Source organism: Ferrimonas sp. SCSIO 43195 (assembly GCF_023716685.1).
GTDB classification, from domain to species: Bacteria; Pseudomonadota; Gammaproteobacteria; order Enterobacterales; family Shewanellaceae; genus Ferrimonas; species Ferrimonas kyonanensis.
Window position 1 is genome coordinate 2,125,353 of record NZ_CP072679.1, and the last position, 24,090, is coordinate 2,149,442.

26 protein-coding genes, 1 pseudogene and 1 riboswitch are annotated in these 24,090 nt (G+C 58.4%); of the genes and pseudogenes, 20 read left to right on the forward strand and 7 right to left on the reverse strand.

The window, feature by feature from the left end:
- Window positions 1-47 precede the first annotated feature (47 nt).
- The 14 genes from J8Z22_RS10065 (at window position 48) to cobA (ending at window position 13,278) form a co-directional block, all read left to right on the forward strand.
- Window positions 48-914 (forward strand): ABC transporter ATP-binding protein, encoded by an 867-nt coding sequence (locus tag J8Z22_RS10065; protein ID WP_252010257.1) that lies wholly within the window; start codon window positions 48-50, stop codon window positions 912-914.
- The gene (locus J8Z22_RS10070) at window positions 907-1,656 is read left to right on the forward strand and encodes an ABC transporter permease (protein ID WP_252010258.1); all 750 of its coding nucleotides are present in this window, start codon (window positions 907-909) and stop codon (window positions 1,654-1,656) included. Before J8Z22_RS10065 ends, J8Z22_RS10070 begins: the two co-directional genes overlap by 8 nt.
- Window positions 1,653-2,603, forward strand: a complete 951-nt coding sequence (locus J8Z22_RS10075; protein WP_252010259.1) for an iron ABC transporter permease — start codon at window positions 1,653-1,655, stop codon at window positions 2,601-2,603. The genes J8Z22_RS10070 and J8Z22_RS10075 overlap by 4 nt, the downstream gene beginning before the upstream one ends.
- Window positions 2,596-3,333: an ABC transporter ATP-binding protein gene (locus J8Z22_RS10080; protein ID WP_252010260.1), complete on the forward strand. Its 738-nt coding sequence runs from the start codon at window positions 2,596-2,598 to the stop codon at window positions 3,331-3,333. Before J8Z22_RS10075 ends, J8Z22_RS10080 begins: the two co-directional genes overlap by 8 nt.
- On the forward strand, window positions 3,284-4,075 hold the full coding sequence (locus tag J8Z22_RS10085; protein WP_252010261.1) for an ABC transporter substrate-binding protein: 792 nt from the start codon (window positions 3,284-3,286) through the stop codon (window positions 4,073-4,075). The genes J8Z22_RS10080 and J8Z22_RS10085 overlap by 50 nt, the downstream gene beginning before the upstream one ends.
- Before the next feature lie 102 nt (window positions 4,076-4,177).
- A riboswitch (cobalamin riboswitch) is annotated at window positions 4,178-4,396 on the forward strand.
- An 87-nt stretch (window positions 4,397-4,483) separates the two neighbouring features.
- Window positions 4,484-5,641: a cobalt-precorrin-5B (C(1))-methyltransferase gene (locus J8Z22_RS10090; protein WP_252010262.1), complete on the forward strand. Its 1,158-nt coding sequence runs from the start codon at window positions 4,484-4,486 to the stop codon at window positions 5,639-5,641.
- Window positions 5,638-6,294, forward strand: a complete 657-nt coding sequence (locus J8Z22_RS10095) for a precorrin-8X methylmutase (RefSeq protein ID WP_028112460.1) — start codon at window positions 5,638-5,640, stop codon at window positions 6,292-6,294. Before J8Z22_RS10090 ends, J8Z22_RS10095 begins: the two co-directional genes overlap by 4 nt.
- Window positions 6,291-7,547, forward strand: a complete 1,257-nt coding sequence (cbiE, locus tag J8Z22_RS10100; protein WP_252010263.1) for a precorrin-6y C5,15-methyltransferase (decarboxylating) subunit CbiE — start codon at window positions 6,291-6,293, stop codon at window positions 7,545-7,547. Before J8Z22_RS10095 ends, cbiE begins: the two co-directional genes overlap by 4 nt.
- A complete protein-coding gene (gene cobI, locus J8Z22_RS10105) occupies window positions 7,544-8,296 on the forward strand; it encodes a precorrin-2 C(20)-methyltransferase (RefSeq protein ID WP_028112462.1) in 753 nt (250 codons plus the stop codon). Before cbiE ends, cobI begins: the two co-directional genes overlap by 4 nt.
- The gene (locus J8Z22_RS10110) at window positions 8,293-9,828 is read left to right on the forward strand and encodes a cobalamin biosynthesis protein (RefSeq protein ID WP_252010264.1); all 1,536 of its coding nucleotides are present in this window, start codon (window positions 8,293-8,295) and stop codon (window positions 9,826-9,828) included. Before cobI ends, J8Z22_RS10110 begins: the two co-directional genes overlap by 4 nt.
- Window positions 9,825-10,298, forward strand: coding sequence for an NAD(P)-dependent oxidoreductase (locus J8Z22_RS10115; RefSeq protein WP_252010265.1), 474 nt, complete (start codon window positions 9,825-9,827; stop codon window positions 10,296-10,298). The genes J8Z22_RS10110 and J8Z22_RS10115 overlap by 4 nt, the downstream gene beginning before the upstream one ends.
- Before the next feature lie 27 nt (window positions 10,299-10,325).
- Window positions 10,326-11,156: a precorrin-3B C(17)-methyltransferase gene (gene cobJ, locus J8Z22_RS10120; protein WP_252010266.1), complete on the forward strand. Its 831-nt coding sequence runs from the start codon at window positions 10,326-10,328 to the stop codon at window positions 11,154-11,156.
- Window positions 11,153-11,929, forward strand: coding sequence for a precorrin-4 C(11)-methyltransferase (gene cobM, locus J8Z22_RS10125; RefSeq protein WP_028112465.1), 777 nt, complete (start codon window positions 11,153-11,155; stop codon window positions 11,927-11,929). Before cobJ ends, cobM begins: the two co-directional genes overlap by 4 nt.
- Window positions 11,926-13,278 carry a uroporphyrinogen-III C-methyltransferase gene (gene cobA, locus J8Z22_RS10130; RefSeq protein WP_051252553.1) on the forward strand — a complete coding sequence of 451 codons (1,353 nt, stop codon included), beginning with the start codon at window positions 11,926-11,928 and terminating at the stop codon, window positions 13,276-13,278. Before cobM ends, cobA begins: the two co-directional genes overlap by 4 nt.
- Window positions 13,279-13,361: 83 nt before the next feature.
- On the opposite strand, the gene J8Z22_RS10135 is transcribed toward cobA, so the two are convergent.
- Together J8Z22_RS10135 and J8Z22_RS10140 are read right to left on the reverse strand one after the other, a co-directional pair.
- Window positions 13,362-13,925, reverse strand: coding sequence for a histidine phosphatase family protein (locus J8Z22_RS10135; protein ID WP_252010267.1), 564 nt, complete (start codon window positions 13,923-13,925; stop codon window positions 13,362-13,364).
- Window positions 13,926-14,283: 358 nt separating this feature from the next.
- Complete coding sequence (locus J8Z22_RS10140) at window positions 14,284-14,586, reverse strand: hypothetical protein (RefSeq protein WP_252010268.1); 303 nt, start codon at window positions 14,584-14,586, stop codon at window positions 14,284-14,286.
- Window positions 14,587-15,089: 503 nt separating this feature from the next.
- Here J8Z22_RS10140 and J8Z22_RS10145 point away from each other — a divergent pair.
- From J8Z22_RS10145 to J8Z22_RS10155, 3 genes are all read left to right on the forward strand, one after another.
- Window positions 15,090-15,650, forward strand: a complete 561-nt coding sequence (locus J8Z22_RS10145) for a CIA30 family protein (protein WP_252010269.1) — start codon at window positions 15,090-15,092, stop codon at window positions 15,648-15,650.
- A 99-nt stretch (window positions 15,651-15,749) separates the two neighbouring features.
- Window positions 15,750-15,935 carry a hypothetical protein gene (locus J8Z22_RS10150; protein WP_252010270.1) on the forward strand — a complete coding sequence of 62 codons (186 nt, stop codon included), beginning with the start codon at window positions 15,750-15,752 and terminating at the stop codon, window positions 15,933-15,935.
- Window positions 15,935-16,348, forward strand: a complete 414-nt coding sequence (locus tag J8Z22_RS10155; protein ID WP_252010271.1) for a hypothetical protein — start codon at window positions 15,935-15,937, stop codon at window positions 16,346-16,348. Before J8Z22_RS10150 ends, J8Z22_RS10155 begins: the two co-directional genes overlap by 1 nt.
- Before the next feature lie 187 nt (window positions 16,349-16,535).
- Here J8Z22_RS10155 and J8Z22_RS10160 read toward each other — a convergent pair whose 3' ends face one another.
- Together J8Z22_RS10160 and J8Z22_RS10165 are read right to left on the reverse strand one after the other, a co-directional pair.
- Window positions 16,536-17,450 (reverse strand): alpha/beta fold hydrolase, encoded by a 915-nt coding sequence (locus J8Z22_RS10160; RefSeq protein ID WP_252010272.1) that lies wholly within the window; start codon window positions 17,448-17,450, stop codon window positions 16,536-16,538.
- A 499-nt stretch (window positions 17,451-17,949) separates the two neighbouring features.
- A complete protein-coding gene (locus J8Z22_RS10165) occupies window positions 17,950-18,930 on the reverse strand; it encodes a transposase (protein ID WP_252010273.1) in 981 nt (326 codons plus the stop codon).
- Between the two features lie 281 nt (window positions 18,931-19,211).
- Here J8Z22_RS10165 and J8Z22_RS10170 point away from each other — a divergent pair, with 281 nt between their 5' ends.
- Window positions 19,212-20,054: a hypothetical protein gene (locus J8Z22_RS10170; protein WP_252010274.1), complete on the forward strand. Its 843-nt coding sequence runs from the start codon at window positions 19,212-19,214 to the stop codon at window positions 20,052-20,054.
- Window positions 20,055-20,078: 24 nt separating this feature from the next.
- Here the strand turns inward: J8Z22_RS10170 and J8Z22_RS10175 are convergent, their stop codons facing one another.
- The gene (locus tag J8Z22_RS10175) at window positions 20,079-20,612 is read right to left on the reverse strand and encodes a TetR/AcrR family transcriptional regulator (RefSeq protein ID WP_252010275.1); all 534 of its coding nucleotides are present in this window, start codon (window positions 20,610-20,612) and stop codon (window positions 20,079-20,081) included.
- 235 nt (window positions 20,613-20,847) lie between these two features.
- Here J8Z22_RS10175 and J8Z22_RS10180 point away from each other — a divergent pair, with 235 nt between their 5' ends.
- Entirely contained in the window at window positions 20,848-21,537 is a 690-nt protein-coding gene (locus tag J8Z22_RS10180; protein WP_252010276.1) for a DJ-1/PfpI family protein, read from the forward strand.
- Window positions 21,538-21,671: 134 nt separating this feature from the next.
- Window positions 21,672-22,796: a DUF1963 domain-containing protein gene (locus J8Z22_RS10185; protein ID WP_252010277.1), complete on the forward strand. Its 1,125-nt coding sequence runs from the start codon at window positions 21,672-21,674 to the stop codon at window positions 22,794-22,796.
- Between the two features lie 24 nt (window positions 22,797-22,820).
- On the opposite strand, the gene J8Z22_RS10190 is transcribed toward J8Z22_RS10185, so the two are convergent.
- On the reverse strand, window positions 22,821-23,135 hold the full coding sequence (locus J8Z22_RS10190; RefSeq protein ID WP_252010278.1) for an AzlD domain-containing protein: 315 nt from the start codon (window positions 23,133-23,135) through the stop codon (window positions 22,821-22,823).
- Window positions 23,132-23,878 (reverse strand): annotated as a pseudogene (locus J8Z22_RS10195) (AzlC family ABC transporter permease). The gene J8Z22_RS10190 and the pseudogene J8Z22_RS10195 overlap by 4 nt, the downstream one beginning before the upstream one ends.
- Window positions 23,879-24,090: the final 212 nt, after the last annotated feature.

A 24,090-nucleotide genomic window follows, 5' to 3' on the forward strand; every position in this document is an offset into this window, starting at 1 on the left:
CAATCGGGGCGCCGATGCGCCCCGTGTTTTTGAGGTACGCGATAACAATGACTCAATCGACGCAGGTCGTCCTGCAGGGGCGGGGCCTGAAGCGGGCTTTTGGGGCCCGTCAGGCGGTCGCCGACATCAGCTTTGAACTTAAGGCCGGTGAAATTTGCGCTTTTCTCGGCCCTAATGGCGCCGGAAAAACCACCCTGATCAAGATGCTGACCGGTCTGTTAACTCCGGATGGTGGCGAGATCCATTATCAGGGCGAAGCCTACCACCCCAATCGGCTGGCGCTGAAAAAGCTGATTGGCCTGGTGCCCCAGCACAACAACATCGACCGGGAACTGACTCCAGAAGAGAATTTGCGGGTACACGGCCTGCTGTATCAGATGCGCGGCGCAGAGCTAAACCAGGCCATCGAAGACAGCCTGACGTTTGCCGGCCTGGAAGCGCACCGGACCACACCGGCAGAGAAGTTGTCCGGCGGCATGAAGCGGCGGTTGGTGATCGCCCGGGCGCTGATGCACAAACCCAAGATTCTGTTTCTGGATGAGCCGACCGTGGGCCTTGACCCCCACAGTCGCCGCACCATGTGGTCGTTTCTCGGCAAAATCAATCAGCAGCAGGGCTGCACCATCTTTCTGACCACTCACTACCTCGAAGAGGCGGAGCGACTGGCGTCGCGGGTGGTGTTCATCGAACAGGGGCGAGTCATTGCCGATGGCAGTTGTCAGTCGCTGAAACAAGCATTAGGAGCCTATGTGGTGGAGACGGGAACCACAGAGCCGAAACAGGAATTCTTCGACAGCCGGTCTCTGGCGTTGGCCAGATTGGCGCAGATCGAGGAGGCGGCAGTGATTCGGGAAACCAGCCTGGAAGACGCCTTCTTACAGATGACCGGAACCAGGTTGGTGAACCATGGCTAAGGCGTCCCTGAGTACCATCACCGGCATCTATTATCGCGAGACCCTGGTGCTACGGAAAAAACTGCTGCGGGTGGTGTTGGCGGCCGCGGTACCGCCGTTTCTGTATTTGATGGCCTTCGGCTTTGGGGTCGGCAACGACACTCAGGTCAACGGCGTCGATTACCTCACCTTCCTGCTGCCGGGGCTGCTGGCGATGGCCAGCATGAATCAGAGCTACAACATCGCCACCGAGATCAACATCAGCCGTTTCTACCTGAAGATCTTTGAAGAGTTTCTGCTGGCGCCCAATCAGCGCTGGCAGATCGTCGCCGGTGAAGTGATGTACGGCATGACTCGCGGCTTGATCCCGGTGGCGATCATCGCCTTGTACGCACTCCTGTGTGGTGTCGGCCTCAACTTTGGCCCGGCGCTGTGGCTGGTGTTGCCTTTGCACCTGATGGCGTTTTCTCTGATTGGTTTTATCGTGGCGCTGAAGATGAAAAACCACCGCGATCAGGCGTCGATGACCGCCTTTGTGATCACGCCGATGATGTTTCTGTCCGGCACCTTTTTCCCGGTGGAACAGATGCCCTGGATGATTCAGGGGCTGGCGATGGCCTCGCCGCTGACCTACAGCGCCGAACTGCTGCGATCGGCCTTGCTGGGTCAGCCATTGAGCCAACTGTCGCTGCTGATGATGGTGGTGTTGAACCTGATTTTGCTGGGGCTGGCCCTGCGCACCCTTAACAGGCTGGAACCATGAGGAGTCTGGCCCTTGTTGCCCTGGTGCTGGCGGGCGCGGTGGCGATGCTGGCGGGCCCGCAGTGGCTGGACCCCTGGTCGTTGTCGCCGCTGCAGCGGGATATTCTTACCGAACTGAGGCTGCCCAGGGTGCTGTTCGCGGCATTGATTGGCGCCATGCTTGGGATCAGCGGCAGCGTCTATCAGCTGACCCTGAAAAATCCGCTGGCGGACAGCTTTACCACCGGCGCGGCGTCGTCGTCGGCGCTGGGGGCGGTGCTGGCCATCGCCCTGGGCGTGCCCGGTTATTGGGTGTCGGTGTGCGCCTTTGCCACCGGCATGGCGGGGCTGGTGCTGGTGTACCGCATGTCCCAGAATCGGGGCCGCATCAACCCGGTGACCATGATTCTGGCCGGGGTGGTGATGAACATCATCGCCTCGGCGGTGATCAGTTTCGCCAAGTATTACTTCGAAGACTCTTTAAACGCCATTGTCTACTGGCTGATGGGCGGCATCTTCCTGGTCAGCTGGGACAGGTTGGCCCTGTGTGCCGGCCTGCTGGCGTTGACCTATCTGTTCTTAAGCCGACGGGCGGTGGCCCTGAACCTGCTGGCCCTGGATGAGGCTTCGGCCCAGAGCCTGGGGGTCAATGTGCAGCGGCTTCGGGCCAGTGCCTTTGTGCTGTCGACCCTGTTGGTGGCGGTGGCGGTGAGCTTTTCCGGCATCATCGGCTTCGTGGGGCTGATTGTGCCGCACGTGGCACGCAGCCTGTTTGGCAGTGATATGCGCAGTAACCTGTTCTATTCCGCCGTGATGGGCAGTGGCCTGTTGGTGGTGTCCGATGCGGTCTCCCGAGTGGTGATCCCGGGAGGCGCGGAGTTGCCGGTGGGGATCATTACCGCGGTGCTCGGTGGCGGCTTCTTCTTTTATTTGCTTCACACTCGCAGAGGAAGTTTGTGGAATGGCTGAGATACGAGTGGATCAGTTGGTCTACCAGCGCGATGCGTTTTCTCTCAAGGTCGATCAGCTGCTGATTGCACCGGGGGAAAAAGTGGCATTGATGGGGGAGAACGGCTGCGGCAAGAGTACCTTGCTCGGCTTGCTGACCGGGCTGCTGACGCCCGCGAGTGGCGACATACAGTACGGCAACCAGTCTTTGGCGCAACTGGGGTTTCCACAGCGATCGCGGCTGTTTTCCCTGTTGTCGCAGTTTTCAGACATTGCGTTTCCTTTCACCGTGGCCGAAGTGGCCCTGATGGGACGTTTTGCTCACCTCAAGGGCGGTCAGTACAGCGATGAGGACCGGCGCCAGACCCGGGAACTGCTGGCCTTGCTGGATGTGCTGCGATACCAGGATCGCAGCTATGGCGAACTGTCTGGCGGCGAACAGCGGCGGGTGATGATGGCCCGGGTGCTGAACCAGGCCACCCCCATCGTCTATTTGGATGAGCCGAACTCCAGCCTGGATGTGCGCCATACGCTGCAGATTTTCGGCCACCTGGCGCAACTGGAGGCCACCGTGGTGACCTCGGTGCACGACATCAACCTGGCTCATGCGCATTTTGATCGTTTTCTGTTTTTTAAGGCGGGGCGACTGCTGCACGACGTGCAGCGCCATCAGGTCACGCCACAACTGTTATCCGAGGTTTATGATGTATCGGTCTCTGTGGGTACTGATAGCTTTCGTTTTTGCTGCTAAGGCCGCCGCTTACGACAGAGTGGTGTTGTTGGCTCCGGCGGCCGGGGATCTGTTCCAGCGACTGGGGCAGGCCCATAAAGTGGTGGGCGTGACCCGCTCCAACGGGGACTTTCCCGAGGCGCTGCAGGTTGGCAGTCACATCAAGCCCAATCTCGAGCTGATTAAATCCCTCGATCCGGATCTGATCGTGGTGGCCAGCGAGCGTTTTTTCAGCGCCGAAATGGCCCGCCTGGTGGGGGCCGAGGTGTTTTGGTACCAGCCGGTGACTCTGGATGGGGTCTTGGTTGAGCTGGCGCGGCTGGGAACGGCGCTGGACTGTCAGCCACAGGCCGAGGCGGTGGCCGAACAGCTGCACCAACTGCGTTTGCGGCTGCAGCCGCTGCCCGACCGGCCCAAGGTGGTCTACGAGGTGACCGAAATGCCGCTGACTCTGGCCGGGCAGGGCAACATCGCCGCCGACATTGTCGCTGCCGCCGGAGGCGAGTTGGTGACCCCGTCGACTCGCAAGCTGGTGAAGTTCAATGTCGAAGGGGTATTGATGAGCCAGCCGGATTACTACCTGTACCAACAGGGGCCGATGAACCCGTCGCCGACGCCGCCGCTGCGTCGTCCCCACTACCGTCATCTCAATGCCGAGGCGATCAAGGTGGATCAGCTGCGCTTCTCCCGCGCCAATGGCGATTCATTTTCCGTGGCCCTGGACCTGAATCAGGTCTTTTTGCATCAAGGAGATAACCGTTGATTTAAAAGGTATTTAAGTGAAGTGGCGGACCAAGGTCACATTGATGACTTATGCTCACAAACACTTCAACTTTCCACAGTGTTTCAGGCTCAGGCTGCCTCTACACTGATTCCAGATTAAGGCTCCTCGATTCGAGGGGTTCCGTAGACGGCAGGGCCGTCACGGGGCCGGGGAACCGGATGTGAATTCCGGGCTGTACCCGCAACTGTAACCGTTTGTGCCGACAGGCAGGGTTGCTTCCGATACCACTGGCAAACGCCGGGAAGGGGGAGTGGACCGAAAACGGAAGCCAGGATACCCACCTTAATCTCCAGACGCTGAACACCGGGCGGGCTTACCCGGTAGTAGTGCATAGTCATTGCTCCTGCCCGTCTTGTCTCAGCTTCCTGCTACTGTTTGGATGCCGATGTGACAGACCCGAAATACCCGAACACCCAAGCTCCGGCCGACACCGGCGTTACCCGGATTAAGCGCAGTCGCCACCGAGGCGAGCTGCGAACCGGCTATACCACCGGCGCCTGCGCCACGGCGGCCGCCCTGGCGGCGCTAGAGGCTGTTGTTAGCGGTCGCCACCCGGACACCGTGGTGATCACCCTGCCCATTGGCGAGCAAGCCGAGTTTGCGGTGCTGGCCCGCCCCGCCGCCGAAGGGGAACGCTGTTGCGCGGTGATCAAGGATGCCGGTGACGACCCCGATTGCACCCATGGCGCCGCCATCACCGTGACCCTGGCCCTGACTGACGAGCCGGGCATCGTGTTTGCCGCCGGAGAAGGCGTAGCCACGGTGACCTTGCCGGGGCTGGAGCTGGCGGTAGGGGAGCCAGCCATCAACCCGGTACCCAGAAAGATGATTCGCGAGCACCTGTTGCCCCTGCTGCAACGTCATGGCCATGTTGGCGCTCGAGTGACGGTGTCGATCCCCGGTGGTGAACAACTGGCGGAGCAGACCATCGGCCGTCGCCTGGGCTTGATCGGCGGCCTGTCCATTCTTGGCACTCGCGGCACCGTGCATCCGTACTCCACCTCCGCTTACGCCGCCTCGGTACGCCAAAGCATCGAGGTGGCTCGGGCCCAGGAGCAGCGACAAGTGGTGCTGACTACCGGCAGCCGCACCGAAAAAGCCGCCATGGCGCTGCACGCCAGCTTACCCCAATGCGCCTTCATTCAAGTGGGGGATTTCAGTGGCGTCGGCCTCAGGGCGTCGGCCCGGCAAGACATGGCCCAGGTGGAACTGGTCACCATGATTGGCAAGCTGTGCAAGATGGTCGGGGGTACCCTGATGACCCACGTGACCGGACGGCCAATCAATTTTTCGCTGCTGGCTGACCATGCCAGCGGCTTTACTGACGACGCCGAGCTGCTGCAACAGATTCGGTCGGCCAATACCGGCCGCCATCTGCTCGAACTTGGCCGCCAGCACCTGCCAGACGACTACTGGCAACTTCTTTGTACCGAAGCGGCGCGCCATTGCGCTGACTACGCCCACCATTCCTTTTCTGTGGTTGTGCGGCTGGTGGACTTTGACGGGTCCACTCTGGCCCAGGGTCACTATGGAGACCATGTATGAACCCCATGTCCCAACTGACGGCCCAGGGGCGTCAGATTGAAACCGATTCTTTCGCCATCATCGATCGGGAGATCGAACTGCATCACGGCGGGCACCTGTTCAGCGATCTGCAGTGGCCGGTGGTGCGGCGGGCGATCCACACCAGCGGTGATTTCGAATTTGCCCGCCTGTTTCGCTTCAGCCCGTCGGCAATGGAAGCGGGCATGGAGGCGTTGCGACGTGGGGCGCCCATCGTGTCGGACGTCACCATGATCACCGCCGGCCTCAGCCCCAGTCGTTGTCGCCCGTTTGGTGTTGAAGGCCACTGTTTTATCAGCGATCCCGAGGTGATTGAACGGGCCAAGGCATCGGGCATCACCCGCGCCATCGAATCGATGCGGCTGGCCCGGGACAAAGGGTTGTTGGATGGCGGCATTGTTGCCATCGGCAATGCACCGACGGCGCTGTTTGAGGTGCTGAGAATGGTCGAGGCCGGCGAGGCGATGCCGGCGCTGATCATCGGTATTCCGGTGGGTTTTGTTCGCGCCGATGAGTCGAAAACCCAGTTGGTCGGTCAGGCTAAGGTGCCGTTTATCAGCTCGCTGGGCCGCAAAGGCGGCAGTCCGCTGGTGGTTTCCAGTCTGCATGCCTTGATGGTGGAGGCGGCCAAATGACAGGCCGGATTCGCCTCATTGGAATCGGTGACGATGGTTGCCTGAGCCTCACCAGCCGGGCCATCAACGCCATCGCCGAAGCCGAAGTGTTGGCCGGCAGTCAGCGGCACCTGGCCTTTTTTCCACAGTTCCAGGGGCAAAAATTATCCCTGACCACGCCGCTGGAGGGGTACCTGGAGGCGATATTTGCCGCCGCCGAGGAACAGGAGGTGTGCGTGCTGGCTTCCGGCGATCCGCTGCTGTACGGCATCGGTACCCGCCTGCATGCCTATGCCGACGCCCTGCCAACAGCGCCGGAGTTGGAGTGCATTCCGTCGCTGAGTTCGGTGCAGCTGGCCTGTGCTCACCTGGGCTGGACTTCGCAGCAGACCCAGCTGTTGTCGGTTCATGGCCGGCCGCTGGACGGTCTGGTGGCGCAGCTGCAGCAGGGAGACCAGTTTGCGCTATTAACCGACAGGGACAACAGTCCCACCGTCATCGCCCGCCACCTGCTCGAGTTTGATGAGGGCCACTGGCAACTGCACCTGTGCGAAGCCATGGGGGGGCCGGCGCAGCGGGTGCGTGAATTCTCTGTGGCCGCCTTGGCCCGTGGCGATGCCGGCGACACCGCGCCGCTGAACCTGCTGCTGCTAAAGCGCAGTGACCCGGCCCGCTGGGGTGGCCTCGGTTTGCACAGCCAGGATGACGATTTTCTTAAACGCACCCCGCAGCGGGGGCTGATCACCAAGGCGCCGGTGCGGGCGGTGGCGGTGGCCAACCTGAACCTGCATGCCGACGCGGTGGTGTGGGACATCGGCGCCGGCTCCGGCTCGGTGGGCATCGAAGCCGCCAAGCAGGCCTGGAAAGGGCGCAGCTTTGCCATCGAGTGCAACCCGGAGTGCTTTTTCCAGCTGCAGGGCAATCGATTGGCTCACCGAGTGGATCACCTGACCGTAATCCAGGGGCGAGCGCCACAGGCGCTGACGGAATTGCCGGCACCGGATGCGGTGTTCTGCGGCGGCAGCCGCGGCGAAATGGAACCCATTATCGACGTGGTGATGGCCCGCCTGAAACCCGGCGGCCGTTTCGTGTTATCGGCGGTCACCCTGGAGAGTGTGGCCGAGATCCACCGCCTGTGTCAGAGCCGTCAGCTAGAACCACGCATATTGATGATCAACTGCGCCCAGAGCCAACCTCTGGCGCACTACACCCGTTATCAGAGTGATAACCCTATCCATCTGTTTATTATTGAAAAGAAGGCAAAAAGCCAATGAATAAAATCGGAAAAATCTATGCCATTGGCGTTGGCCCCGGCGCAGGCGACTTGATGACACTGCGAAGCCTGAGATTGATGCAGTCGCTGGATGTGATTGCGGTGCCGGAAAAAACTCAGGGACAGGCCGACTCCTTCGCCTGGGCCATTGCCCGTCAGGAACTGGACTTAGCCGACATGAAAGGCGAGCCGCTGTACCTGTGGTTCCCCATGAGCCGGGATCCGGCCATCACCGTGCCAGCCTGGGAGCAAGCGGCCGAATCACTGGTGGCGCAGTTGCAGGCGGGTAAAGACGTCGGTTTCATCACCGAAGGCGACCCGTCGGTCTTCAGTACCTGGGCCTACCTGCAGGAGGAGCTGGCAGAGCGCCTGCCTGAGCTGGAGGTTGAAGTGGTGCCAGCGGTCAGCTCCATCACCGCAGTACCGGCAGCAACCACCATTCCATTGGCCGACGGCGAGGAGCGTTTCTGCGTGGTGCCGGCCACCTACGGCATTGCCATGCTGCCGACCCTGGTTGAAGAGTTTGACACCATCATCCTGATCAAGGCCGGCCGCATGGTACAGCCGCTGATCGAGATGCTCGAGCCCATGGGGCTGCTGCATTGTGCCACTTACGTGTCCCATGCCAGTGGGGCCAACCAGCAGGTGTACACCGATCTGCGCCAGGTGCCGGATGAACACCGCTACTTCGCCATGGTTCAGCTGTCGATTCGTCGTCGTAAAGGGGTGCTGCGCCGGGGGCAGTCATGACCCGCATCGCCATTCACGCCATTACCCGCAAGGGGGCGGAATTGGCGCAGCGATTGGCTGCGGAGCTGCCGGATGCGCAGCTGTTTGTGGTCGACCGTCAGGGAGACTGGGGCGGCGCGTCGGCGTTGTCAGTGCCCTTGGCCGACCATCTGGCGGCCCAGTTTGGCCGCTTTGATCAGCACCTGTGCCTGTTCAGCGTCGGCATTGCCACTCGACTGTTAGCGCCGCTGCTGCAAGACAAGCGCCGCGATCCGGGGGTGGTGTGCATCGATGAGCAGGGCGCCTTTGCGGTGCCGGTGCTCAGCGGCCATCGGGGCGGCGCCAATGCCATGGCCGCCGAAGTGGCCAGATTGTTGTCGGCGACGGCGGTGCTGACCACCGCCTCCGATGCCTCTCAGACACTGTCGGTGGACACCCTCGGGGTGCCGTTTGGCTGGCAGTTGGACCCGGAGTGTGAACCCAGTTTGACGCAAGCGGCCAGTGCCGTAGTCAATGGTCGGCAGACGTTGATCTGGCAGCAGTCCGGGCAAAAACAGTGGTGGCACCCAGAGTGTGCCATGCCCGGGCACCTGTGTGTCAGCGAGGCGGCTACCCTGCCTGACAGCACCGATTATCAGGCGGCGGTGATCATCAGTCACCAGGCTCGCCTGCCAAGGCTGTCGATTCCCACGGTGGTGTGGCGTCCCCGCAGCCTGGTGATTGGCATCGGCTGCGATCGCAATACACCCTTGTCGGTATTGCGCCAGGGGTTAACGGCGTTTTTGCAGCAGCACAACCTGCATCTGGCCTCGGTCGCCCGGTTGGTGTCCATCGATCTTAAGGCCGATGAGGCCGGAATCGTCCAGTTAGCCGCCGAGTTGCAGCGGCCGTTTGACTGCTTCGATGCCCCCACCTTGGATCGGGTCGAGGGCATCGAAAATCCTTCGGAGACGGTGCGTCGCTGCATCGGCGTGTCGTCGGTCGCCGAGGCGGCGTGTTTGCATGCCAGCGGTGCCAAAGCCTTGTTGGTGCCAAAACACAAGTCGGCGGGCGAGGGGTTCAACATGACTCTGGCCGCTTGCGAGCTGCCGTTTGAGGAGCCGCTGATGAGCCGCAGCCGCAAACGCTTTGTCGGTCAGGCGCCAATACCGGTCACCGCAGGTGGTCACCGCGGCCTGAAAACCAGCGGGGAAGCCCGGCCGATTCGCCATTACCGTCACCACCTGGTGGTGTGTGAAGGCGGCCGTTGCCAGCGCTCCGGTGCTGAGGGGCTGGCCCACCAGCTGCGGCAACAGCTGAAACAGCTGTCACTGCACCGGGGGCCAGACCGCATCAAGGTGACCCGCAGCCATTGTGCCGGAGCCTGTCGGCAGCGGGCGACGGCGGTGATCTATGCCCGTAAGCCGGACGCCAATCACGGCCTGTGGTTGCAGAGCCTCGAGACATTGACTCAAGCACAGTGGCAGGCGCTGTTTGCGGCGATGTCCCTAGGGGTGCCGTTGTCCCAAGTGTTGCCGCCAGAGTGCATTGCCGAGCAGGAGGCGGCGCCATGATGCCGTTGATGTTCACCGATGCCATGCCGGTACTGATTATTGGCGGTGGCCGCGCTGCGGCGATCAAGGCCACCAGTGTGCTGCGTTATCAGCAGCGGGTGACGCTGATCTCGACCCAGTTTAACGATCAGTGTCTTGGCTTGCCCTGCGAGCGCATCGACGGTGACGTCTACCAGATGCGGCCGGAGGAATTTGCCGGCTATCAGCTGATCTACCTGGCGATGCCGTGGCCGGCGACCTCGGGGCGACGACGTTACATCGAACGGTTGGCTGACACACTAAAAGCCAATGGCAAATTGGTGTGCGTCAGCTGCAAGCCGCAACTGGGCAACGTTATTAACCCCTGTTCCCGACGGGTCGGCGAGCACGTACTGTCGCTCAGCTGCGATTACAGCGATCCGCGGCGAACTCGCAACCTGACCCAGAAACTAACCGATTCCCTGCAGCGGCTGACTCAGCCACTGCTTTAGATCACGACGACCTGAGGAGAGACCACCATGAGTGGCCACCTGAGTATTGTGGGCATAGGCCCAGGCTCTTTGGAGCTGATGACCCCGATGGCGCGAATCGCCATTGAAAATGCAGAACTGGTAGTGGGCTATAAACCTTACCTGGAGATGATTGCCCCCTTGCTGGGCGGCAAGGAGCAAAGCGCCAGCGGCATGACCCGGGAAGTGGACCGGGCCGATCTGGCGGTGACCCAGGCCTTGGCCGGTCGCCGGGTTGCCATCATCTCCAGTGGCGATGCCGGTATGTACGCCATGGGCCCCTTGGTGTACGAGTTGCTGGCCAAGAAAGGCTGGCAGCAGCACACCGGCGTGCCGGTTCAGATGGTGCCGGGGATTACTGCCGCCAACGCCTGTGCCTCTTTGGTGGGCGTGCCCCTGGGCCATGACAGCTGCACCATATCCCTGTCGGATCTGTTGACGCCATGGAGCCTGATTAAGACTCGGATTGCCGCGGCCGCCGAAGCCGACTTTGCCATTACCTTCTATAACCCGCGTTCCCGTCGTCGAACCAATCAGATTCTGGAGGCGCAGCAGATTCTGCTGGCGCACCGCCATTCGAATACGCCGGTGGCGGTGGTGGACAACGCCTATCGACCGGAACAATCGATTCAGTTGTCGACACTGGAGCACTTTACCTCGCTGGAGTTCGGCATGACGGCGGCGGTAGTGGTAGGCAACAGCCAAAGCTTCCTTTTTGAGCAACACATCATTACCCCCCGGGGCTACAGCAAAAAATACGACCTCGAAAATGGCGAGGTTAAAGCGGGCCAGAAACGAGGCCGCTCCCTTATTGAATCTCAACAGGAGACTGCAGAATGACCGTCTATTTTATTGGTGCCGGCCCTGGTGACCCGGATCTGATTACCGTCAAGGGCGCTCGCCTGGTAGAAACCTGCCCCGTGGTGCTGTACACCGGCTCCCTGGTGCCCAAAGAGGTGGTGGCCCGGGCCCGGGAAGACGCGCTGGTGCTGAGCTCGGAAGACATGGATCTGGATGAGATCATTGAAGTGTGCGAACAGGCTCATAAAGAGGGCAAGGACGTCGCTCGAGTGCAGACCGGTGATCTGTCCATTTACAGCTCGCTGGCGGAGACCACCCGTCGCCTGGACCCCCTCGGCATTGACTGGAAAGTGGTACCCGGAGTCAGCTCGTTTCAGGCGTCGGCGGCGGCGCTGGGTCAGGAGTTGACCCTGCCGGAGACCTGCCAGACCATCATTCTCAGTCGTGCTTCCGGTCGAACGCCGGTGCCGGAGAAAGAAAACCTCAAATCCCTGGCCGAGCACGAAGCCACCCTGTGCCTGTTCCTGTCAGCCAGCCTGATCCGCAAGGTGGCCCGGGAGCTGAAAGAGGTGTACCCGGGTCACTGGCCAGTGGCGGTGGTGGAGAAGGCCTCGCACCCGCAGCAGCGGATTCTTCGTGGCACCCTGGATACCATAGTCGACCAGGTCGAGGGGGCGGGCATTCGAGCAACGGCGATGATCATCGTTTCCAAGGTGCTGGATCACAATGAGTTTCGAGATTCCCGCCTGTATGCCGCCGAGTTCTCTCACGGCTTTCGAAAAGCCCGACAAAGCGAGGAGAGCACCTCATGACCCGGCCTGGCAAGGTGTACCTGGTCGGTGCCGGGCCCGGAGATCCCGGTTTGTTGACCCAGCGGGCGGTGCAACTGATGCACGAGTGCGATGTGGTGTGTTACGACCTGCTGATCGATGAGGCGGTGCTGGCCATGGTGCCGGCATCGACCCGCATGATGGCGGTGGGCTACCGCGGCTATTGTGGCACCAGCATCGAATACGGCATGCATCCGGACGTGGTCGAACAGGCGCTGGCGGGCCACACTGTGTTGCGCCTCAAGGCCGGTGATCCGCTGATTTTTGGCCGGGCCACCGAGGAGTGCCGCTGCCTGACTCATCATGGCATCGACTATGAGGTGGTGCCCGGGATCAGCTCCGCCCTGGGGGCGGCGGCGTACGCTGGCTTCCCTTTGACCAGCAATGGACTGGCCTCGGACGTAACCTTTGCCAGTGGTCACCGGGCGTCCTCCACGCTGAGCAGCTGGGCTGCCATGGGGCAAAGCTCTGGCACCCTGGTGTTGTACATGGGGGCGAAAAAGCTGGCCCTGCACGCCCAGCGGCTGATTCAGGAGGGCAAAGCGCCTACGACACCGGTGGCGGTGGTGGCGGCGGCCACCACCGCGTCTCAACGGGTGTTGACCACCACCTTGGAGCGGGTAGGAGAGCAGATAGGGCATTTTGACAACGGTGACCCGATGCTGGTGATCATGGGTGAAGTGGTTTCCCTCGCCGATGAACTGGACTGGCGCACCAGGCTGCCACTCAGCGGCGTTCGCATTTTGGCCAGCAGCCGCAACCCTGAATTGTTGGCACAGTGTCGCGACCTGGGCGCCGCCGTAGTGGAAGCTGTCAAGGTGGAGACCAAGGTGGCCTTCAGCGAGGAGGATTGGCAGCAGCTGATGCGGGCGCCGGAGTTGTGGCTGGACTCCGCCGAGGCGGCCGCCAGTGTGATCGAACAGGCGAAGCAGCAATGCCTGGACTGTCGCGACTGGCCCTGGTCCCTCAGTGGCAGCGACCAAGCCTGCGCTTACCTGGGCCGCTATAACTTAACCGCAATCGCCACCGCGCAGCCGTCACAATCGGCTCTGGTGGTGGCGGCGCAGCCTCGGCCTGGGGCCCTGTGTGGTCGGCACCTGCAGGTGGTCGCACCGCAGTTTCCTTTATCGGCGGTGTCACTGTGTCTGGTGGATGAGATGGCGGTAGTGCGCTATTTGATTGCCCAGCAGTTGCTGAGCAGTGATGCGGTGGTGTTGACTCAGAATCGCGAGGTTGAGCGCTACCTGCAGGCTCAGGGGCATCACTGTCAGTGGGTCGATGATGCCACGGCGCTGGTAAGTGCACTGAAGCTCAGGCGCCAGGCCGCCTGAGTCAGGGTTAAGCAAAAGGGGCCAGCGGCCCCTTTTTTATGTTCTGAGTTTCAGGTGGTTGGTGCGGTTTCACTGCAACGAGGTTAGGCGGGTTCCACCAGTAAATCGTCCAGGCACCAGATGTCGCCGTTGTCGGGGATAGGGTGGTAGGCCGAGTGCAGCGGATAGCTGAGCAAGCCATTTTGGACGATGCGCTGCCATTCGCCGTGGCCGATGAGCAGGACATTGCGGTCGGCATGTTGGTTCAGCAATTGGCACAGGGCGCCATGGGCTCGTTGCCAGACGCTGCTGGCGCTTTCGGCACCGGGAATGGCCAACTCATCCTGTTGGTGACGGCTGTCGTAGTGCTGCCACCACTGCGGTGATTGGCCGCGTTCGAGCCCCTGCAATGCGCCGAAATCCCGCTCGCGCAACTGACTGCTGATCTGTATCGGCAACTTGAGTGTCTGATTGGCGATGATGGCGGTTTGCTGGGCGCGATCGAGGTCGCTGCAGAGGATAAAATCCAATGACAGTGCTTGGGCTTGCTGCCCCAGAATTCGGGCCTGTTGCTGGCCCAATTCAGTCAGTTCACTGTCCAGGTGTCCCTGCAGAATTCCAAGCTGATTCCAGCGAGTTTGGCCATGGCGGCATAGGTAGATGGGCATAGAGAAAACCACTCCGTATTCGTCGACATAGTAAAGCGATCTTGCACCTGGAAAACAATGTGAGAAGCAACAGGGTATTGTGATTTTGCAAATACGGCTGTAACCCGCGCCGGGCCTGATTGAATCGCCTTTGAATTGCAATTACTGCAATGACTAATTGCGCGTGACGACATTCACAGAGGCCGGGTTTTCGTGAGTTTGGCCCTGTTGTTGTGCTCCAGTTAACGATTTCGACTGCAAAATGAACATTCGAGTGACTGTTTCACGAATTCTGTGACAAATGCCAGTTTCATTCGAGTTCGTAATCGGTATTATCAGTTTCGAACTTAATTACAATTCTACGGTGTTAGGTTCGTTATCATTTCCCTGCAAAAGGCGGCGTCTCATCAGCGCTGCCTTTTTTTATCTGCGCTTTACACCTCGCAACCCCTTTAAAAATGCAGATTTCGCGCATCTTTTCAGATTTTGCATTATTAAACTTGCTTAGATTGAAACACTGAAGCTCTAAGTTTGCTCGTGGGCAAAAATTAGAATTTCGTAATTTAATTTCATGCGCAACGCCTTGTTGTTGATGAGAAAACGCACAGCCCGTGGAGGTTGCGGAAATGTTAACTTTGATAATGATTTGTAATTCTGCCGTCGAGTGAGTCCCGTTCGACACCGATACCCCACAAATTCTCAGTTGCGGAAAAAGCGGGACCTATGGCTGGCGTGTTGAAGTCGGTGTTGGCGACGAATCTTCAGCCGGGGTGAACATTTGTTTGCCAACTTTGTGATTTTAATCTTATTAAACAGCAACTAAGCGATTGTACATTAGGTTTTTTTAATATTTTCAATGCGTTAGTTTCTATCGCTCGGATTCGAGCTGAGGGTGGCAGGGTTGGCGGTGCAGGAAGGGCAAATGAGAACCGTAAACATTCGTTAACGTATTGGTCTGTTGGTTTCGTCGCATCATCGTTGCCCAGGCCGTGAACGGTTTATGGCCTTAATGGCTGTTTCGTACGAATTTTCAGGCTTACTGCAATAAACCAACGTTTTATTCGAGAAATGTTAGCACTGGTCAGGCCAGGTGAACGGCCATCGAACTGCCAATTTTCGACGTTTTTGATGGCGTCTGCGTAGTCATTAGTAGGTGCTTTTAGGGGGCTGAAGGGCGGAGGAGCGATGAAGCAGACACCCAGTGAAGACCGGCAGGGCATTTCGATGCCTTTATGGAGTGATGACGTGAGTCCGTGGCAAGCACTTAATGACGAGGTGATGGGGGGACAGTCCAAAAGCAGCATCAGTCGGGCAGGCAATCAACTCTGTTTTCGGGGCAGCATCTCCCTGGCTGGCGGAGGTGGCTTTGCTTCGGTGAGACGTCCCTTCAGGTTGCCAGCAGAGTCGGCTCAACTGCACTTGCGGGTGTTGGGGGACGGTCGCAGATACCAGTTGCGGCTGAAGATGGACAGCGAGTTCGATGGCGTGATCTACGTGGCTGAGTGGATTCCCCCTGCCGGGCGCTGGAGTGAGGCCCGGTTTACTCAAGCGGCATTCGAGCCCAGGTTTCGGGGACGAGCCCTGAACGGTCAGCTGCCGCTGCAATTTAAACGGGTACGGCAACTTGGATTGCTGACCGGTGAGCGTCAGCCCGGGCCCTTTTGTTTGTGGCTGGATTCGGAATTGTCGGTGCACTCGAGCGCCTTCTCCGGTAGTGATGTTCTTGATCGCGATCCCGAGGATTAAGCCAATAGAAGTCACATCAAGGTGTTGAATTAAGATTCTGGTTTAAATCAATAAAAACAGGTAGCTTGGTAGCTATTGAAGATGATTTAGGAGTGCGTGATGGCACTTTTAAAACAAAGCGGCGCAGAGGCTGTGGTTCGAGGCTTGGCCGTCATGACAACCCTGACGCGGCCTGATATCGGCATTGTTACCCTTGGTGAGATTGAGGATGCCTGGTTAGATTCCAATGAGGCGCTTGAGCGGCAAAGGCAGCGATGGCTGAACCAGGCTGGGGGAGACCGCTGATGGCGGCGCGATTGTGGGGGGCGTATGCTTTGCTATTGTTAGCGTATGCGCTGGCCCATACCCTGTACCGGTTTGACGCCGGCAGTGGTGGTTTTGGCGCCAAGCTGGGCCCCTTGGCATTTGCCTTGTTGATCCTGGTGGCTCAGATGGCAACTTATTACCGTCGTCCGCTGGGATGGCGCTGGTTGTGGCAGGCGGTGCTGGTATTGTTGGTGCTGTATGAGCTGTTTCTGTGCTTACTGGCGGCGTTTCTGTTTCTCTATTCTGGCCCTCAGGCCTATCTGGCCAGCGCCACGACCTTGGCATCGGCGTTGATGCTGTTGCCCGGTGGTTGGGTAATTACCCGTTATGCCCTGCTGAATAGGCAGGTGTGGCAGCCCTCCGACGGCGAGTCTCTGTTGTTCGGTCGCTAACCGGGTACGAGCGCTCTGCCTCTCTACGAGCGAAAGCCCCGTTTGGCTGTGTGCTGAGAAGCTTCGGTTTTAACTCTGGCTCAGAGCAAGCGGGTATTCCGAATCTCGGGTAGATCACCCTGATGGGCCGGCAGCATCGGTGATGGCAGAGTGGGAGGCCGAAAGGTCGGCCTCCCAGTTGGGGGTATTAATGGCTCTGCAGCCAGTGGTGTACCTTTTGGTTAGCCAGATCGGGCTCGGAGTGCATAAACCAATGGCCACCTGGTACCGATTCTACCTGGCCCTTATTCAGGCTTTTGACTTTGTCTACCCAGCTGTCGGCATGGAACCACACCTTCTTATCTTCGCCGTAGATGAACAGGAACGGCGTACCGTACTCTTCCACTTCCAGTGATTTTGGCAGATTCTTTGACAGCACTGATTTCCACAGATGCCAGTAGGGGTAGGTCATGCGCGGGTCGGCGCGCAGGTCATCGATGGTTTTTTTGGGGTCGACGTCCTCGATATGCAAAATGTCGGCGGCGGTGTAGCGGGTCAGCTTTTCCCCCAGAGACTCGGGCAAGGTCCAGGCAACGGCCAATGCAAAGGTGTATTTGACGTTGATTTTGGGCCGCTCTTCCTTACCGAAGCTGCCGATGTCGAACAGCACCACGCGATCGACCAGGTCATTTTTTTCCAGGTACTTAAACGCAAACACCGCGCCCCAGTCGTGGGCTAGGACCGTGACTTTGTCTTTTCCCAGTCCCTGAATGAAGTGATCGATGATCGTGCGGATCTGTTGCATGTCATAGTGAGGCCGACTGCCGTCGTCGTGGAGCTCGAACCCCGGCAGGGTGAAACGGACGATGGTGTAATAGTCTTTCAGGTACTCCACCTGTTTGTCCCACATCTCCAGGCTGTCCGGGTAGCCATGGATCAGTACCAGAGTTTCGTCGCCCTGGCCTTCGACCTGGTATTCCAGGTTGCTGACGATGTCAGGCAGCTTTTGATTAAACTCCTCGTCGGGCATCGGACCGTTCATGCTGAATGAGTAAACCAGATAGAGAACGGGAGAAAGCAGTGTCAGTATGACTAATAGAGTGATGACTACGGGCTTTTTCATCGGATATCCTTTGCTGTCATTGGTCTTGTTCCTTGATGTGCAATCGCTGTTCTGGTTAAAAACGGCAACGAACTTGCCGAGATCGCCAGTTTCGGCTGATCATTCGGCAGCCAATCGATTCTCGGCAACCTAGTTAGAGTATTTGCTCTACCTCAGTATGACCAATACTGTTGTGCATAATCAAGACTTTTTGCCAGCCGGTGACAAACTTGTCACCATCTTGTTCCTCCTTAGGCAGACACCCATCTTAATCCCTTGAGCAGAAGCCCTTTAGTAGACATCCATAATTGGAAGTTACTCGGTGCCTTATTCTCTTTGCCGCCGGCGAATTAGCTTTTTCCGCCGTAACTAAGCGTGGCAGGGCAACTTTTCAAGGAAAGATGGAGCGATAGTGTTGATTGAACTGGGTATGACGCGCATCGCGGAAACCAGCGTTTGCGATTCGCGTTGGGTGTCGACGCCTTAAGGCCATAGGATAGAGAGGGGAGCTGAAGTTTGGCTAGGCGCCGAGCAACCGTTTGGCGTTGCCAGACCCTCGAATTCGATGCATGCCGTTGGTTTGGTGGCAGTGTTGCAGGCTGTGCAGTCGACCAGCCAGATGACAAAACTGGTACTCAAAGCCTTGGGTAAGCTCCATCCAATTGTCCAAATCGATGCCGAGGCGTTGCAGTAATGTGTCGCTGGAAGCCGGAATGGCAGCGGCTTTGTCTGCTCGGATAACCCGGCCGGTAAATTCCACCAGTTCGAGGTAATCGTTAAGGTGACAGGGCAGGGTGTGAAGCCCCAACTGTTTGGCATCAAAAGGCTTTAGTCGCTCAGGTTGTGTGCCTTGTAGAGCGGCGCGAATGCGCATCTGAATGCTGGTGAAATCGGATTGTTCAGGGGTTTTGGCCATGCCTGAGCGAATGGGATTAAGGTCGACGTAGGCCATGCAGGCCAGCAGAGCCTGTTCATCGAGCAAGGCTTGAGACTTAAATCGCCCCTCCCAAAACCGGCCAGTGCACTGGTCCTCTTTGTTGGCTTCCCGAGCAATGAATTCGTTGAGAGAGCGCATGTACCAGCTCAAATCGGCCAGTCGATTGCGATAGAGCTCCGCTTTACTTTCAATCAGGTGAAGTTCGACGCGAGTGAGGTCGTCGCGCTGTTGGTCGTCGCAATAGCGGCGGGTGAGTTCGGTTCCTCCGAATAGGCAATGCCAACGCGTGAGCACCTCCAGTGTGCTCCAGGCATTGGCTTTTTCTGCATCGACATGGAGCACCACATGGGTGTGGTTGGTCATCACGGCGAAGGCACAGATATCAATGGCAAACGCCTGACTTAATTCGAGTAACCGTTTTTCGACCCAGTGGCGTCGGTGCTCATAGCTGATGCCGGTGTAGACATCGGTGCCGCAAAGGAAGCTGCGGCGAACGCAACGACTGACACAGTGGTAGTAAGGGGTATCTTGCAGCGATACCAGCTGCTTTCTGGCGGTAGGCATAGTCTCATCCTTGAAACTGGTAAGAGTTGAGTGTAGTTGATGAGGAGAGCGTTTTTTAAAGGATGCCTGGATTAGCTGGCAAGAGAATTCGAATGGCTGTCTACGTAAGGGATTGATGAAATGAGCTGGGTGTCTAGATAAGAGATGAAATATATTGGGTGTCTGGATAACCGTGTTTACTTAAAGTGGGTGTCTGGATAAGGGGAGGGGATTGTTTTTGGGGTTCTGATAGAATGTTGCGACTGTCATCAATGAGTTAACACCAGAATGAGGAGGCGGTCATGCTGGATGCGGTCTGTACCCATGGCGGCGAGGTGCGTACTTACAACATCTTTGATTTTCAGAAGCTGGATCCGGCTGTCATTGAGTTGAAGCGGCAACATCTTCAGTGTCCGAATCCCGACTGTAACGGCAAGGCCTATTATCGCCGCGCCAGCGTTGATGGCAAGGTGGCCTGTTTTGGTTCCCGCTATCACATCGCGGAGTGCGACGAGGGCCGTTCGTCGGAGCAGGGCAGCCGGGAAGAGCAGCAAGCCCAGGAAGTAAGTCAGATTCTGGCTAAAGCCGGTGAGGTTGTATTTGATTTCAGCCCGGTGGTCGTCAAAGCCAAGCCCAGCGCAAAGACTGCCGACTCGGCAACTCGGGCAAAAACCGGTCGACGTTCATCCTCGACTACCGCGAACCGCACAGCCAAAACGGCCACTATCGGCATGGACAAGGCGCTGGCCAGTTTGATGCGTGGCAGTGGCTTGGACAGCTCGGATACGGTGATTCAGCTGGACGGCCGTTTCAATTTCAAAGCCAAGAACCTGTTCGTGAATTTTGCCGACGCCGAGCCGCAAGCGTCTGCTGCCGATGCAAAACCGAAGATGTTTTGGGGAACCATCTCTCACAGTGATGCGGATCTCAATTGGTTGAATCCGTCAGACTGCGACGATGTCGGCATCCCCATCATTCGTTATCAGAAGGCGATCCTCAGCCGTTTCGGCATCACCGACCGGCGTGATGTGGAAGGCGCGGGGTTGATTTTGTATGGCAAGTGCTTTTGGAATCGAAGCAAAACCAGAAAGATCATCGAGTTATGGGATTCAGAGCGAATCTTTATCTCCCTGCTGGCAGACTGACGGTTGCAGAACATGGGCGCAGTTTCACGGAGTGATGGCGGCGCGCACCAGAGCCTGAATCAGTCGCTGCAGGGTGGCGGCTTTATCGTTAACCGAAGACCGCTTCGGGCCTTCCACTACCTGAGCTAGCACCTCGATTATCAGAGCGGCAAGGGTGCCGGAGAGCTCAGTAATCTCAATATCAAACCGCTGTGTTTTGAACGCTTCGGTCAGTTTTCTGGCAATCTGTTTCGCCAGGTCGCCTTTCAACAACTTTGACGCTTGATTCCAATCGTTGCCGAGCTGGTAGGGGAGGGAGCGCCTGAAGCCACCGTCGTGGTTGATGATTTCAAGCATAGACACCAGCGACGGTGGCGGGTGGCTATTCAGCCATTGCTCTGGCGTTGCATACGCCTCCAACAGCCTTGAAAACACTTGTTGATGCAACTCCACAAACACATCGAGTTTTCGCGAGTAATGGCGGTAGAAGGTGGTCTTACCGATGTTGGCCTGCTCGATGAGGTCGGCAACCGTAATATCACAGTAATCCCGGTGGCGTAGCAGGGATTGAAATGCCATTAGGATTCGCTTTTTACTTCGGTTGGGAGGGGTAAGCATGAACTGGCCAGGCAATTGGGTGTAGGCACAGAGTAATGCTCTGGTGCGGCCTGGCAAGTCCCCAGAGCCAATTGCCAATAAAATCGGAACGTTTTAGGGAAATGGTTCCGTTTGGAACCTAGGTGAAGGGGGTGTGCCTGTGATGAAACCGAGGTGTTTGTCATAGTGGGGCCGTTTTTACTGTCAGGATCTTACTATGGCCCCCACTTCTGAACGTCTCAACACCGCAGCCAACCCGGTGAATGTTGGTATCTTTTTATTCCCCGGAATGACCATGATCGATGCCTACGCGCCATTGCAAGTGTTGGCGTTAAGCGACCTGGTTAACGTGTTTACCTTTGCCGCGACCAGTGCGCCGCTGCCTTGCGATGCCGGCGTAATGCTGATTCCTCAATATGACTTTGCCAACCTGCCTGAAGTGGATGTGTTGATGGTGCCTGGAGGCGCCAATCCGGAGACTCAAATGCAGGATCCCGGGGTGCAGTCGGTATTGCGTCAATTGGGTCAGCGAGCCCAATACGTGACCTCGGTCTGCACCGGTTCGCTCATTTTGGCGCAGACCGGTCTGCTAGACGGGTACCGGACTACGGTGCACTGGGCGTATTCCGAGGCTCTGAAGCGGTTTCCCAAGGTGATTCATGACGACAGGCGCCTGGTGCATGATCGCAATCGAATCAGTGGCGGCGGCATTACTGCCGGCCTGGATTTCGCGCTGTACTTGATCGGTGAGCTAGGCGGGCCCGCCGAGGGGGCGGCGATGGAGTTATTGCTCGAGTACGATCCGCAGCCGCCGTTTGCCAGCGGCGATCCCCACCAGGCGCCGCTGGCCTTAAGGCAAGCCATCCAAGCTCAGGTAAATGATATGGCTAAAGTGTTGTTTGATTAGTGATTTGTCGGAGTTTGCGGTCATCGAACTGTTAAAACGGCTCAGTTTGTAATCAACCGGCGCCGACGGCCTTTCTTTTCGGATTTGCTCCTGCCTACAATCATACGTAATTAACTGATTAGTATGGAAAGAGTATGGCTGATACCTGGTTTCAGTGTTTCAAAAAGGTCAAAAACGATGTTCAGTTTGTTGAGCTGGCTGAGACCTTGTCGGCTTGGCTGCAGCAAGGGGCGACCATCGATGACTGCGACCCCCAGGGCAGAACGGCGTTGCAACTGATCATGGCCAAGCCGGCACCCAGCACCCTGGCCATTCAGTGGCTACTGCAGCGTGGCGCCGATCCTTTTCGATGCCGTGACGTGCGTGGCCAGCTCGGCGAGCTGTATCCTGAGCCGACCGACAGTGGCGCCGAACTTCTCGATAAACAATACCGCGCTGCGCCTTACCTGATGATTCTGGCCGCCATGGAGGCCCGTCAGGGGGTCGACGATGAGGTGGCCAGCAGCGATTATTACGCCCAAAAATACCTTAAGGCACTGGCATCCCGTCGACGTATCGATGCGCTCAAGTCACAGTTTTCTGAGCTAAAAACCGGATTCTGGCAGGCCTCACAGCCGCGGATACATCCCTGGCAGAGTCATTGGGGTGGGGCCGCCTGGTTGCCGCAGAAGACGCTGCCGGCGGAGTTGGTGGCCAATCCGAAACTGGTTTTGGCATTGCAGCTGAACTTCGAGGAATTGCAGAACCGAGGCTGGGCGCGTCGTCTTCCCACTCAGGGGCTGCTGCAAGTGTATCTGGAGCAACCGGATGAACAATTGGATGAGATGCCCAGTGGCAAGTCGGTGGCACTGTACTGGCCCCAGGTACCTGCCGATGCCACCGGTTGGCGTGTTATCCCTGAGTATCGGCTGCAGGCATTGAGCCTGAGCATCGGGATGGAAATCCAGGCCCAGGCTCTGCAATGGCGACCCTATCAGCAACTGCCGACCGGTGAGTGCCTCGACCATGTGTTGTCAACACTCCCTGTGAACACTCGGCCTTCGTCCGAGGAGCTTGACCGGGAGAGAGGCAGTTATGACAGCGGCTTGATGCCTCAGCTAAGCCAGTATGACGCCCAGTGGTTGCCCAAGGGACATGTGCCGCTGTTTCAGGTGCTTCATACGGAACATGGAAGCAGCTTGTTGAGCCTGCCCGAGTTGGCACTGGCCGGCAACGACACCGACTGGCGGGCGCTGACCCATACCTTCTACTGCGACTGACTGCAGCGGCACTGTCACTGACCGTTAGCTCAGCCACTGGGTCCAGCTGAAAAATGTTCCCATGCCGATCACCACCGAGAGCAGGGTGTTAGCGGTCAGCCGGGCCGTTACCACCACCAGCAGTGCGCAGCCGAAGTAGGGGTTAGCCACAGTCAGATTCAGGCTTGAGTCCGCAACAAACACAATGGGGGCTGCCAGAGCCGTCATGACTGCTGGAGCACTGTATCCAAGCCAGCGTTGGCTGGCAGTCCCCAGCCTCAGCGGCAGCCGCGGATCCAATAGCAGGTAGCGACTGGCAAACACCAGCAGCGCCATGGTCAGTAGAGTCAGAGTTATCATGATGATACTGCCTCTTTGTTGGTTTGACGGGCTGACAGCCAGGACTCGGACAGCGCCCCCATCGCCATCCCCCCTAACGCCGCGATCAGTAAGCCAGTTTGCCAATGCATCAGCGCAGAGAATACCGCCAGTGCGGCCGAAGTGACGGTGCACAACAGCACTGGCCAATTGCGAACCGTGGGCACCACCAGGGCGATGAAGGTGGCGGCAATGGCAAAATCCAGCCCCAGTTGCTCCAGCTGTTCGACGGAACGGCCAAGCACAATGCCGCCAAAGGTCGACAAGTTCCAACCGAGATAGAAACTGAGTCCGCCTCCCAACGCATACTAGGGTTCGAAGCGAGCCTGTTTGCCTGGGTGGGCAATGGCAAACAGTTCATCGGTCAGCAGAAACCCCAATGAGGCTCGCCAGCCAATGGGTAACGGTGCCACGGCCGGTCGCATCGCCATGGCGTACAGTAAATGTCGGCTGGTGATCAGGACGGTGGTCAGCAATAGACTGCCCAGGCCGACACCGGCTTTGATCATGCCGATGGCGGCGATTTGGGCAGCCCCGGCAAACACCACCGCTGACATGGCCTGACTCTGAAGCGGGGACAGACCGGCCTCAATGGCGGCCGAGCCGGCCAGAAAGCCCCAGGGAATCACCGCCAGGGTCAGCGGAAGCATAGCGAGAGTTCCCCGCATCAGCGCGGTCCTTCTGGGCAGTTGTGATGGGCCAGCGGGGCAATCGGTGTGAGGCATTAAGGTCTCCGTGGAACTGAGCAAGAACGAAGGCTCAGAGTAGGTCAATGCCGGCGGCGAAGATTGGACGATATTGCGCAGGCCTGAATGTTCGGCGTCTGCACTCTGAAGTGCGGCAATCGCAGTGGTAGGAGGTAACGGGGCAGGCCCTGTTCACAGGTTGGAGCTGGTTAACGCCGGCGACTGGGGCCCACCGCCGAAGCGGTGGGCCA